9 protein-coding genes are annotated in these 12,837 nt (G+C 55.0%); 7 read left to right on the top strand and 2 right to left on the bottom strand.

The window, feature by feature from the left end:
- Nucleotides 1-31: 31 nt before the first annotated feature.
- Nucleotides 32-1,021 carry an alpha/beta fold hydrolase gene (locus tag NST69_RS06315; RefSeq protein WP_342548803.1) on the bottom strand — a complete coding sequence of 330 codons (990 nt, stop codon included), beginning with the start codon at nt 1,019-1,021 and terminating at the stop codon, nt 32-34.
- 59 nt (nt 1,022-1,080) lie between these two features.
- Entirely contained in the window at nt 1,081-2,067 is a 987-nt protein-coding gene (locus NST69_RS06320) for an alpha/beta hydrolase (RefSeq protein WP_342548804.1), read from the bottom strand.
- Nucleotides 2,068-2,274: 207 nt separating this feature from the next.
- Between NST69_RS06320 and iolG the strand changes: the two genes are divergently transcribed.
- The 7 genes from iolG to iolE all read left to right on the top strand — a co-directional run bounded on the left by iolG (nt 2,275) and on the right by iolE (nt 12,196).
- The gene (iolG, locus tag NST69_RS06325) at nt 2,275-3,324 is read left to right on the top strand and encodes an inositol 2-dehydrogenase (RefSeq protein WP_342548805.1); all 1,050 of its coding nucleotides are present in this window, start codon (nt 2,275-2,277) and stop codon (nt 3,322-3,324) included.
- Nucleotides 3,325-3,363: 39 nt separating this feature from the next.
- Nucleotides 3,364-4,197, top strand: coding sequence for a 5-deoxy-glucuronate isomerase (gene iolB, locus NST69_RS06330; protein WP_342548806.1), 834 nt, complete (start codon nt 3,364-3,366; stop codon nt 4,195-4,197).
- A gap of 197 nt (nt 4,198-4,394) precedes the next feature.
- Entirely contained in the window at nt 4,395-5,405 is a 1,011-nt protein-coding gene (locus NST69_RS06335; RefSeq protein ID WP_339254691.1) for a LacI family DNA-binding transcriptional regulator, read from the top strand.
- Nucleotides 5,406-6,716: 1,311 nt separating this feature from the next.
- Nucleotides 6,717-7,727, top strand: coding sequence for a 5-dehydro-2-deoxygluconokinase (iolC, locus tag NST69_RS06340; protein ID WP_339313191.1), 1,011 nt, complete (start codon nt 6,717-6,719; stop codon nt 7,725-7,727).
- Between the two features lie 47 nt (nt 7,728-7,774).
- On the top strand, nt 7,775-9,235 hold the full coding sequence (locus NST69_RS06345) for a CoA-acylating methylmalonate-semialdehyde dehydrogenase (protein WP_036725762.1): 1,461 nt from the start codon (nt 7,775-7,777) through the stop codon (nt 9,233-9,235).
- A gap of 23 nt (nt 9,236-9,258) precedes the next feature.
- Nucleotides 9,259-11,205, top strand: a complete 1,947-nt coding sequence (iolD, locus tag NST69_RS06350) for a 3D-(3,5/4)-trihydroxycyclohexane-1,2-dione acylhydrolase (decyclizing) (protein ID WP_339313192.1) — start codon at nt 9,259-9,261, stop codon at nt 11,203-11,205.
- A 94-nt stretch (nt 11,206-11,299) separates the two neighbouring features.
- Nucleotides 11,300-12,196 (top strand): myo-inosose-2 dehydratase, encoded by an 897-nt coding sequence (iolE, locus tag NST69_RS06355; protein WP_339314801.1) that lies wholly within the window; start codon nt 11,300-11,302, stop codon nt 12,194-12,196.
- The last annotated feature ends 641 nt before the right edge of the window (nt 12,197-12,837 follow it).

Raw genomic sequence — 12,837 nt, forward strand, 5'->3', positions numbered from 1 at the left:
GAGGGTCCGTCATGTGCAGGGTGTCTTCGTGCTAAGTTCCTACAGGTTCACCCTCTGCGTTGATGGGAACGACGGTTTCTCCAGGCTGTAAAGCGAAATTTCGGCCCGACTCACCCTTACAAAAGACCGCCTCCATGAATGCGGTTGCAGCTTCTGCGGTAACGGCATGAACGGGAACTGCGTGTTGATCACCGTAATGAAGCGGAATATCCGAAAACGACATGTGCTGAGCCCCTTTTACCCGATAGAAATGGGCATTGTTCAGAGAGTTGAAGGCATAGCGCTGCCCATCGATGTAATCGTATGCAATGGTCTCATTCATAGATGCTGCCATCTCCCGGTACGCCGAAGCTTCTTGCCGCAGCAGCAGAACTGGAACAGAAGAGGGTACGTCTTCGCGGCGTATGAGGTGAAAACTGGGATCGAGCAGGACAGCCGCCTTGATCCGGTGATCCTGCTTGGCGGCCTCCAGGGAGGCGGCACCTCCGAGCGAATGTCCCATGACAGCAACCTTATCCAGGTCGAACAGCCCGGCGAGCTCAGCATCATCGGAGCAGTTAAGCGTCTCAAGAACGTCCATAACTGCGTTTATATATTGAACCCGGTTGAGGAGCAGACGGGACCAACTGGTGTAGTCGCTGCTTGCCAGCTCCGCCATTTCTGGTGCCTGCTTGAGATAGCTGCCGTCTGGAAATACGGTGAACACGGACTCATGCGGAGCGCTGATCGTAACTACCACGTAGTTTTTGGAGACTAGCTTGGAGATCAATCCAAGATACATATCGCGTTCTACACCGAAACCAGGGGAGAAGAGGACGACGGGATACCCTTCTTTTCTGGGAGCTAATGCTCCGTTGGTTGTTACACTGGCAATATTCAAGTTGTCCAGATCCACGCCCATCTCTGTCAAAAGCTTAGCTGCCTCTGCCTGGTAAGGGGCGTACAGGTCGATACCCTTCACCGGTTCTCCCCCGATGGCTGGATGAAAAATACTAATAACGAGTCTGAAACTTCCTTCCACAACCCTTGTGAATCTCCCAATCATGCTAGCTCACCTTTCTTAATGGATATATATTCCTACTAAATAGACGCCTGCTTGTCTGTTTGGTTGCGGTGATTATCTCTTAATAGACTCAGTACCGAATCTACGACAGCTTGCGGTTTATACAGTTGAATAGAATGCCAGCTATCCTCAATTACGATCTGCCGGGTTTTTGCGGTTAACTGGAGGAGCTTCTTCTGTGCTTGTTGCCAGTCCTCATTCTGCCTTCCGGCAGATAATACGATAATTGGTAATTCCGGAGCTAAAGGCTCTGACTCTATTAATTGGAGGGCACTTTCTATAGTGCAGAGAGATTCCAGATATGCCGCTTTATACGCATTATTTCGATATCCGAGTGTATTCACTGTATGTTGAACTGGTGGGGGCAGCCGTTTGGCACCAATAGGTTGTTTTAATAGTCGGGGCAACCCAATAGGGGATAAAAGATAACCCATTCTTAGCCGTCTCAGGTGCCGCAGCCGCTCTTCATATCTGATTTGATTAAAAGTGGATTCTATGAATCTTTGCTCATGCGTGGAGTCCACAAGAATAATCCCGGAGACCTCTTCAGGATACTTAGAAGCAAACAGCCGCATGATCATTCCGCCATAGGAGTGCCCTACAAGAATGTATGGGGGTTCTAATTCAAGCTGTGTCAATAATTCCCGCAAATCACGAACATAGCCTTCGCAAGTCGGCTCACTGATAGGTGTAGTGCTCCAACCGAAACCGGCCCGGTCATAGGAGAGGACCTTGGTATGCTTGGCTAATGCGGGCTGAACCAATGACCAATCCAGAGCACAACCGCCCATTCCTGCTTCTAATAGAATCGTCGGAAGATTACTTGTGTTGCTGCCAGTAACCATCGCATGGAGATGATGTGAGCCAACTGAAATCTTTTCTCCTGGGGCTTTATATTTATACAGAAGGTATCTGGAAAGAGCCGCTTGAATCCCTGTGAATGGAAGTCCGGTCAGAGAAATAATGACACGAAGCAGGCTTTCGGTAAAATTAATTTTGCTCATAAGTCACCTCATTTGCTGTTCTAGCTTAGATAATATAGGAATTCATGGGGTGTTAAAGAGAAATCTTACTGTATCTATTTCCTATTTTATTTCGGCCTACGCTTATCTGATCTTTTTGAGAAAAGATTTGCTTGAAGCTTTCCCGGGCATGAAGTATACTGTTCTCGGGAAGGTTAAGCGCTTACCCTTCGAGGAGGATAAGCGAACATGGTTAAACCGATTGTAGTTGGCATTATCGGCGCGGGAAGAATCGGCCGCCTCCACGCAGACAATCTGCGTGCGATGCCGTCGTTCAAGCTGAAGTCCATAGCTGAAGCTATGATGAGTGAGGAATTGCTGGCCTGGGCAGAGAGCAGGGGGCTTGGCTCTGTTTTTGCTGCGGGTGAAGATATACTGAATGATCCTGAGATTGAAGCGGTGTTCATCTGCACGCCGACCGATTCGCATGCGTCCTGGATTGAGCGGGCTGCGCACGCGGGCAAACATATCTTCTGTGAGAAGCCGATTAGCCTCTCCTCGGAAGAGACCCAGCGGGCTTTGCAGGCGGCAGAGGACGCTGGCGTGCTGCTGCAAGTCGGCTTCAACCGCCGGATGGACCCCAGCTTCCGCAAGCTGAAGCGGCTGGTTCAGTCCGGAGAGCTGGGGAATCCTCATATTGTGAAGATTACCTCGCGTGACCCGCAGCCTCCCGGTGAAGCTTATGTACGTTCCTCCGGTGGGATGTTCATGGATATGACGATTCATGATTTCGATATGGCCCGTTATCTGGTAGGCAGTGAAGTGGCTGAGGTCTATACCCGGGGGGCGAACCTGATTGATCCGATGTTCGGCCGTTGCGGGGATGTGGACACCGCCGTCATTACACTGACGTTCGTGAACGGGGCGATCTGCGTGATCGACAACAGCCGGCAGGCCGTATATGGCTATGATCAGCGGGTCGAGGTCTTCGGGACGCTGGGTTCGGCAACGGCCGACAACTGCCGCCCGACAACAGTGGAGGTATCCACCGCGACTTCGGTTACCCGCGATCAGCCGGAGCATTTCTTCCTGGAGCGCTATAACCAGGCATTTATGGAGGAGATTGTTGCGTTTGCCCGTTCAGTAAGGCTACAGGAGCCGGTGATCTGCAGCGGCCGTGACGGCGAAGCCGCACAGCTCATTGCTGAAGCAGCCAGAGAATCGTATCTGAGCGGACTTCCCGTCAAGCTGTCTGTAACTGCTGCGGAAGCAGGATTTTCTGAACTGCAGACCTTGTAAGCGGATACAGATTCTGAAGACAGAGGAGGATGAACGAGGATGTCTGATCTACTGATTAAAGCCGGAGCGCCGGATAAGGATGGCTGTATCGCTGCGGTCAGCCCCGAGAGTGCCGGATGGAAGTATGTCGGGTTCGAGGTGTACCAATTGCAGGCCGGGGCTACCCTTACGCGTGATAGCGGGGGGAACGAGATCTGTCTGGTGCTGTTGGCAGGGAAGGCTGATATTCAAGTGGATGGCGAACGGTTCGCAGGTATCGGCGGACGCATGTCGGTCTTTGAAGATATTGCTCCTTATGCTGTTTATGTTCCGGCTGGAGCGCATTATGAGGTTACTGCACTGACAGAGCTGGAGCTTGGAGTCTGTCTTGCTCCGGGAAGCGGCAAATATCCGGCACGGCTGATTACCCCGCCAGATGCGGCAATCGAGGATCGCGGCTATGGCAGCATGACACGCAAAGTCGTTAATATCCTGCCGGAACACAGCGTAGCCGAGAGCCTGCTGGTGGTCGAGGTGCGCACGGGCGGCGGCAATTGGTCCAGCTATCCGCCGCACAAGCATGACCAGGATAACCTGCCGGCCGAATCCTATCTGGAGGAGACGTACTATCACCGGGTCAATCCCGCCCACGGCTTCGTGGTGCAGCGGGTCTATAATGATGACCGCAGCCTCGACGAGACTATTGCTGTACCGGATAAGAGCATTGTGCTTGTGCCGGAGGGCTATCACCCTGTCTCAGCACCGCCGGGATATGATTCGTATTATCTTAACGTGATGGCCGGACCGGTGCGCACATGGGTGTTCCACAATGATCCCGATCATGAGTGGCTGTTCAAGCCGGGACAGAGCGGGTCTGCGGCAGCGGCAGAGTAAATAGAGCTGCAGAGTGTAGAAAGTTATGCAGCTTGGCAGTAAGCGAATGGATTATTATGGGGCTTCCGCGCAGCGGGAGCCTTTTTGAACTAGCTGTTCTGTAAAAGACACACATACCCGATAGATAGACAGCGTGGGAGGACTTCCTTATAATCGAAGGATAAGAAGGCATGAACGCAAAGGCGGGCTTAATAACAATGAAACCTACGATCTATGATGTGGCACGGGAAGCAGGCGTCTCTATCGCTACGGTGTCCAAGGTATTGAATAAAAGCGGCCGGATCAGCGACAAGACGCGGGAAAAGGTAGGGCGGGTCATGGAGGAGCTGAACTACCAGCCCAGTCTGGTAGCTTCTGCGTTGACCAGCCGCCGGACGGGTACCATCGGGCTGATGATCCCCGATATTGCCAATCCTTTTTTTGCGGAGACGGCCCGCGGCATCGAGGATTACGCCCAGGAGCAGGGCAGCGACTTAATCGTGTGCAGTACGGACCGCAGCGATGAGAAGGCGGCCCGGTACATCTCGCTGCTGCTGCGCAAACGGGTGGATGGCCTGATTATTGCCTCTCATACGGGGAATCCTGAGCTGATTCGCGGAATGGTGGCTGATCATGTGCCGCTTGTGCTGTTCTCAGCCGATATCCGTATGCTGGAGGGCAACAGTGTCACCGTCGATGATTACAAAGGCGGCTATCAGGCCACGGAATATTTGCTGTCCCTCGGTCACCGCAGGCTGGGAGTGATCTCTGACAATCTGCCGGGGAGCAGGCTGCGTGTGGAGGGATTCCTGGATGCGCTGAAGGCGGCGGGGGTTTCTTTTGACAATCCGGCGAATATGATTCACACCTCGGCTACGTTGGAGAACGGGCGCACCGCAGCGGCAGAGATGCTGAACCAGGCAGAGGACGTACGCCCGACTGCCATCTTTGCCTGCAACGATCTATTGGCGATCGGGGTGCTCAAGGAGGCGCGCAGTGCCGGCCTGTCCATTCCCCGCGACCTGTCCGTAGTAGGCTTCGACAATACGATGCTGGCCGAAATCTGCCATCCCTCGCTGACCAGTATCGCCCAGCCTCTGCGCGAGATGACCGAGCAGGCGATGCTTCTGCTGAATGAATCAATCAGTAACCCCACCAGCCCCAAGCGCAAAATCATGCTGATGCCCGAACTTGTCATCCGCCATTCGACGGGTCCGGTTCCGCACTAACCACACACTATCTATTCAAGACCTGTTCCGGCTGCGGCTGGGAGCGGGTCTTTTTTTGCGTGCTGTAGTGGGGGAAGAGCGCGAGTGTGTGGAGGGACGTGGCCGGATGTATGTAGAAAACCAAATACATTGGGCGGGGCGAGTGTGCGTGGGCGAGATGTAAACGAAAAACCGAACATAATGGATATTGCGGAGGCGCGTGGGCGGAATGTAAGCGAAAAACAGGCATGACAAGACAGAGGCCTTGTCACCCCCAGGAATGAAAATAAGTCGGGTGCATCAGTCGCATCCCGACTTTTATTTTCGTATTAAACCGAACACAATGCACCGCCGCGAGGGGACACAGCCGAATGTAGGCGAAAAACCGAACACAATGCACCGCCGCGAGGGGACACAGCCGAATGTAGGCGAAAAACCGAACACAATGCACCGCCGCGAGGGGACACAGCCGAATGTAGGCGAAAAACCGAACACAATGCACCGCCGCGAGGGAACACGGCCGAATGTAGGCGAAAAACCGAACACAATGGGCGCTGTGGAGGCGTGTGGGCGAGATGTAAGCGAAAAACCGAACACAATGTGCCAGTTAGCAAGCGAGCGGACCGAATGTATGCCACAAACCGAAGACAATGGGCTAGCCGACTCTCCCCGCTAGGCAACAACGTGTGCTAAGTCGGAGAACAAGTGGATTTACTACAACTACTGAGGAACGATTGCCCGCCGGAGGAGCAGTAGTTGGAAAAAGGGCACTTAAATAATCCCGACACCCCCCGTGGAGGAAAAATCAATCACAGGAGTTGCTTTTTTTCCACTTGCTTGCTCCTAAGTATCAAAAAACGCGGAATTAAGCTGCGGTTTTCCACCTGTTTTTCCGGGGGGGGATATCCCCCTTCATCTCCTTCCACCCGATTATTGATATCGCTTTCAAATTGAGGATTGCCAAAAGCTCGCTTCTAAACTATACTAAAGTAGAAAATTAGGTTAAGCGCTTACCCTTCCCCCGAAAAGAAATGAAACATTCTGTGCCGAAGGAAACGATTAAATGTTGAAATGCTCAATCCACACGCCAAGCGACTCTTACAGCAGTATCAAAATAATCTTACGCGTATGCGATTTATAGCTGCACTGTACGATCTACAACTTCACCATGCGAGCTACCTACAGCTTCACGGTACGAATTACAGCTTCACTGTATGAAATACAGCTTCATTGCTCAATTCACATCTTCATTGTCCAATTCATGACGTTTTACAGCCATTCGTGTTACCGAATGAACTACCTTTTCCCTAGCTTGATCAAGGAGGCATCACTATGAACGGTTTACAGTTCGACCCTGACCGGCGGCTGGATGTAGTTGCTGTTGGCCGGTTGTGTATTGATTTGAACGCTAATGAGACCGGGCGGCCGATGGAAGAGACGATGACCTTCACCAAATATGTCGGCGGCTCTCCGGCGAATATTATCATTGGTGCAGCGCGGCTCGGCATGCGTACCGGCTTCATCGGCAAGCTGGCCGACGACCAGATGGGCAGGTTCATCCGCAGCTATCTGCGCAAGGATGGCATTGACGACAGCCAGGTGTGCGTGGACCGGACGGGTGCGGTGACGGGGCTGGCTTTTACAGAAATCAAGAGCCCGCAGGAATGCAGCATTCTAATGTACCGCGACCATGTGGCTGATCTGCTGCTGAACACGGAGGAGATCTCGGAGGAGTACATCGCCAGCTCCAAGGCGCTGCTCATCTCCGGTACGGCGCTGGCGCAGAGCCCTTCCCGCGAAGCGGTGTTCCTGGCACTGGAATTTGCCCGCAAGCATAATGTGACCGTGTTCTTCGATCTCGATTACCGCCCTTATACCTGGACATCAGCCGCTGAAACGGCGGTCTACTATAACCTTGCTGCTGAGAAAAGCCACTGCATCATCGGCACGCGCGAAGAATTCGACATGATGGAGAATCTGTATAATCTGGCTGGCGCCGATGATCAGGCCACGGCAGCCCGCTGGTTCTCGCATCAGGCAGAGCTGGTAGTCATCAAGCACGGCGGCAGCGGCTCAATTGGCTATACAGCGGATGGACAGAGCCACCGGAGCGGGATTTTCCCGGCAAAAGTACTCAAGACGTTCGGTGCAGGTGATTCCTATGCGTCAGCCTTTATCCACAGTCTGATGAGCGGGCACAGTGTCAGCGAGGCGATGCGGCGCGGCAGTGCTTCAGCATCCATTGTCATCTCCCGCCACAGCTGCTCCGATGCTATGCCAACCCTGGAGGAGCTGGAGGAATTCCTGCGAACCAACGAGGAGATTACAGCAGGGGCGCAATAAGTAAGGTTAGTCAGCAGACTTTATATAGAACAGAAGGAGTGGACAGAATGACAGAGCAAACGGCACAAGTACTCAAAAATTATATCAACGGGCAATGGGTAACAGCCGATACGGAGCAGACGGAGCCGGTAGTGAATCCGGCCACAGGTGAGCTGCTGGGCAGAACGCCTCTATCCGGCAGAGCCGATGTAGACCGGGCGGTGGCGGCGGCTAAGGCAGCTTTTGCAGGCTGGTCTGCAACACCGGTGCCGCGCAGAGCACGGATTCTGTTCAAATATCAGCAGCTGCTAGTAGAGAATTGGGAGCCGCTGGCTAAGATCATCACCCTGGAGAACGGCAAAAGCTTCAAAGAAGCCTACGGCGAGGTCCAACGCGGCATTGAATGCGTAGAATTCGCAGCAGGTGCTCCGACACTGATGATGGGCCGGCAGCTGCCGGATATTGCGACTGGCATCGAGTCAGGCATGTACCGCTATCCGATTGGAGTGGTTGGCGGGATTACCCCGTTCAATTTCCCGATGATGGTGCCTTGCTGGATGTTCCCGCTGGCGATTGCCTGCGGCAACACCTTTGTGCTGAAGCCATCGGAGCGTACACCGCTGCTGGCGGCCCGCCTTGCGGAGCTGCTGGAGGAAGCCGGATTGCCTAACGGTGTGCTGAATGTGGTGAACGGCGCGCATGAGGTGGTGAACGGGTTGCTGGAGCACCCGGATGTGAAGGCGATTTCTTTTGTCGGATCGCAGCCGGTGGCGGAATATGTATACAAAAAAGGAACGGACCATCTCAAGCGCGTTCAGGCGCTGGCCGGAGCGAAGAACCACTCCATCGTACTGGCGGACGCGAACCTGGAGGCTTCGGCCTCCCAGATTGTGAATGCGGCCTTCGGCTCTGCCGGGGAACGCTGCATGGCCTGCTCGGTGGTAACGGTGCAGGAGGAAGTTGCTGATGAGCTGATCTCGATTCTGCTGCGGGAGTGCAACAGCATGACCATCGGGAATGGACTGGAGGAGGATACGTTCCTGGGGCCGGTGATCCGTCAAGGCCATAAAGAGCGGACAGTTAGCTACATTGAACAGGGGATCGCCGAAGGCGCGAAGCTGCTCAGGGATGGCCGTGAGGATGCGGCGGTACAGGGAGACGGTTATTTCATCGGACCTACGCTGTTCGACGGGGTGACAGAGGAGATGAAGATCTGGCAGGAGGAGATTTTTGCGCCGGTGCTGTCGGTGATCCGGGTGAAGGATGTAGCCCAGGCGGTGGAGATTGCGAATCGCTCGCGGTTTGCGAACGGAGCTTGTATCTTCACGAATGATGGCGGGAAAGTCCGTTACTTCCGCGAACATATCGAGTCCGGCATGCTGGGAGTCAATGTTGGAGTGCCTGCACCGATGGCCTTCTTCCCGTTCTCAGGCTGGAAGGATTCCTTCTACGGCGATCTTCATGCGAACGGAAGCGACGGGGTGGAATTCTATACGCGCAAAAAAGTCGTCACTGCCCGCTGGCAGTAGACAAGGCGAAGGGAGGACATGAAGTGGAACGTATCCGATTAACGACAGCGCAGGCGCTGGTTAAATTTCTGAATCAGCAGTATGTGGATTACGGCGGCGGGCCGGAACGCTTCGTGCACGGGGTATTCACCGTGTTCGGGCATGGCAATGTACTTGGATTGGGGCAGGCGCTGCAGGAGGCACCGGGAGAGCTGACGGTGTATCAGGGACGCAATGAGCAAGGGATGGTTCACGCGGCAACCGCGTTCGCCAAGCAGAGCCGCAGACGGAAGATTATGGCCTGTACGGCTTCAGTAGGGCCGGGGGCTGCTAATATGCTGACGGCTGCTGCAACAGCAACGGCGAATCAGATTCCTGTGCTGCTGCTGCCGGGAGATACCTTCGCTACCCGCCAGCCGGACCCGGTGCTCCAGCAGATGGAGCATACGTATAATCTGTCGATCACGGTCAATGACGCCTTCAAGGCGGTCAGCAAATACTGGGACCGGGTCACCCGGCCGGAGCAGCTGATGTCGGCAATGCTGAACGCGATGCGGGTGCTGACTGATCCGGGAGATACCGGGGCGGTTACGATTGCGCTGCCGCAGGATGTGCAGGGCGAAGCCTGGGAGTATCCGGCTGATTTCTTCCGCAAGCGGATTCACCGGGTCATCGCCCGGCTGCCTCATCCGCAGGAGATTGCGGCTGCGGCTGAGCTGATCGCCAGCAAGCAGCGGCCGCTGCTGGTCTGCGGCGGGGGTGTCCGGTATGGGGATGCCGGAGCGGCGCTGCGCGCTTTTGCCGAGAAATTCGCCATTCCGTTCGGAGAGACCCAGGCCGGCAAAAGCGCCGTAGCCAGCAGCTTCGAGTACAACCTCGGCGGCATCGGCGTCACCGGCAACGGCTGCGCGAATGCGCTGGCCCCGGAGGCCGATCTGGTGATCGGCGTCGGCACCCGGTTCACGGACTTCACCACCGCCTCGAAGAGTCTGTTCAGTCATCCTGAGGTGGAATTCCTGACGCTGAACGCCTCGCCATATCATGCGGCCAAGCTGGATGCGCTGGCTGTGGTCTGCGATGCTGCCGAAGGCTTGAACGCCTTAGCCGCAGCGCTGGAAGAGCGGGGATACCGCTCTGCGTATACGGATGAGATCACCCAGGCGAAGAAATCGTGGGCTGCGGAGAGGGAACGCCTGGCTGGTGTGGAGTATCCGGTGAACACCGGCAACACAGGTGCGTTCACCCCGGAGGTAGCCGGTCATCTCGATGAGAAGCTCCCGGAATATGCAGAGGTGCTAGGCACCTCGCTGACCCAGACGCAGGTGCTGGGGATCATTAATGAAGCGATTCCGCAGGATGCGATTGTCATTGGAGCGGCGGGTAGTCTGCCGGGAGATATGCAGCGGATGTGGAACTCGGAGATACCGGATACCTACCATATGGAATACGGCTTCTCGTGTATGGGCTATGAGATTGCCGGGGCGCTGGGCATCAAGCTGGCTGAGCCGGGGCGTGAAGTCTACGCGCTGGTCGGGGACGGCAGCTACCAGATGCTGCATTCCGAGCTGGTAACCAGCCTGCAGGAGAACCGGAAGATCAACGTCCTTCTGCTGGATAATGCAGGCTTCGGCTGTATTAATAATCTGCAGATGGAGCAGGGAATGGACAGCATAGCCACAGAATTCCGCCACCGGGGTACGGACGGCCAGCTCAGCGGTGAGCTGATGCGGATCGACTATGCGGCGAGTGCGGCCGGTTATGGGGTGCAGACCTTCCGCGCGTCTACAGCCCAGGAGCTTAGCACGGCCCTGGCGGCGGCCCGCCAATCGGAACGCTCCACGCTGATCGACATCAAAGTGCTGCCGAAGACGATGACCCACGGCTATGGAGCCTGGTGGAATGTCGGGGTTGCGGAAGTGTCCGGCAAGGAAGCGGTGCAGGAAGCCTATGACCGGAATCGCAGCGGACTCAAGACAGCCCGGAGCTACTAAGCGGGCGCTGCATGTGCGCGAACCAAGGCAGACGGCGCACAGTGGATCAAGGATTCTGCCATACTTGGGATTGTGGAAGGGGTAGAACATGAGCATGTTCAGAGACAATGCCGTCCGGCTGGCGATCGCTCCGATTGCCTGGACGAATGATGATATGCCTGAGCTGGGTGGAGGCAATACGTTCGAGCAATGCATCAGCGAGATGGCACTTGCCGGATATGAGGGCAGCGAGGTGGGCAACAAGTATCCGCGTTCCCCGGAGCTTTTGCACAAGGCACTGGAACTGCGCGGTCTGAGTATCGCCAGTGCCTGGTTCAGCGCCTTCCTGACGGTGCGTCCGTATGAGGAGACAGCGGAAGCATTCCGTGCGCACCGGGATTTCCTGCATGAGATGGGCGCCAAGGTCATTGTCGTATCCGAGCAGGGCGGGAGCATTCAGGGGCAGATGGATACGCCGCTGTTCGCTGACAAGCCGGTATTTACCGAAGCGGATTGGGCTGCGCTTGCGGCAGGTCTTAGCGGGCTGGGACGGCTGGCGGCTGAGAAGGGCATGACGCTGGTCTATCACCATCACATGGGCACCGGGGTGCAGACTGCAGCGGAGATTGCCCGGCTGATGGAGCTTACAGATCCTAATGAAGTATCGCTGCTATACGATACGGGACATCTGGCCTTCTCCGGCGAGAATCCTCTGGAGGTGCTGCGTGAGCATCTGCCACGGATTAAGCATGTGCATCTGAAGGACATCCGGCCTGAGGTGGTCCAGCGCGTGAAGACGGAGAACCTTAGCTTCCTTCAGGCGGTAAAAGCGGGAGCCTTCACCGTACCGGGCGATGGCTGTATCGCATTCGGGGAGATTTTTGCCGAACTGGCTGCCTCGCCCTACACGGGATGGTTCGTTGTTGAAGCGGAGCAGGACCCGGCGCTGGCCGATCCGCTGGAATATGCGATCAAGGCGCGGCGGTATATCCGGGAGCATAGCGGTTTGTAGCCTGCGGGTTTAGGGCGAGCCGCCTCGGGATAGATGATGTATGGGATAGTATATGGTTTGAACATTTCACCCTTCGGGGTGATTTTGTTATTGTACGGGCTGGTAGCTAATTAAGGAAACAAGGGGCATTAGTGCACCTGAATTCGGCAAGTTTGAGCGAAATGAGGAAATGAAGAGCATTAGTGCACCTGAATTCGGCAGATGTGGGCGAAATGAGGAAATGAAGAGCATTAGTGCACCTGAATTCAGCAGATGTGGGCGAAATGAGGAAATGAAGAGCATTAGTGCACCTGAATTCGGCAAGTTTGAGCGAAATGAGGAAATGAAGAGCATTAGTGCACCTGAATTCAGCAGATAAGGGTGAGTGCGGAAGTCCTGCATAAATTGCAACAATGTTGCTCAACAGGAGCGGCCTGTGCGGAAATCCTGCACGAAAAGCAACAATGCCAGCCCTAATTTACTTTATACACTAGGATTCCTGCAAATGCTGCAACAATACGCCACAGCCAGTAACTAATTTAGATAATTCCTGCTCAAAGTGCAGCAATGCTGCTTAATTGGAAGTGGTGAGTTCGGCCCATCACAGTTCATCTAATTAGCCGGTCCCAGACAGAAGTTAGTCCACAGCCAGCAGCTAATCT

Origin of the sequence: Paenibacillus sp. FSL P2-0089, from assembly GCF_038595095.1 — a bacterium.
Taxonomy (GTDB): Bacteria; Bacillota; Bacilli; order Paenibacillales; family Paenibacillaceae; genus Paenibacillus_AQ; species Paenibacillus_AQ silagei.

Coding starts and splice junctions, on each gene's coding strand:
- NST69_RS06320 (WP_342548804.1), bottom strand. CDS start 2,067: ATGAGCAAAATTAATTTTACCGAAAGCCTGCTTCGTGTCATTATTTCT.
- iolG (WP_342548805.1), top strand. CDS start 2,275: ATGGTTAAACCGATTGTAGTTGGCATTATCGGCGCGGGAAGAATCGGC.
- iolB (WP_342548806.1), top strand. CDS start 3,364: ATGTCTGATCTACTGATTAAAGCCGGAGCGCCGGATAAGGATGGCTGT.
- NST69_RS06335 (WP_339254691.1), top strand. CDS start 4,395: ATGAAACCTACGATCTATGATGTGGCACGGGAAGCAGGCGTCTCTATC.
- iolC (WP_339313191.1), top strand. CDS start 6,717: ATGAACGGTTTACAGTTCGACCCTGACCGGCGGCTGGATGTAGTTGCT.
- NST69_RS06345 (WP_036725762.1), top strand. CDS start 7,775: ATGACAGAGCAAACGGCACAAGTACTCAAAAATTATATCAACGGGCAA.
- iolE (WP_339314801.1), top strand. CDS start 11,300: ATGTTCAGAGACAATGCCGTCCGGCTGGCGATCGCTCCGATTGCCTGG.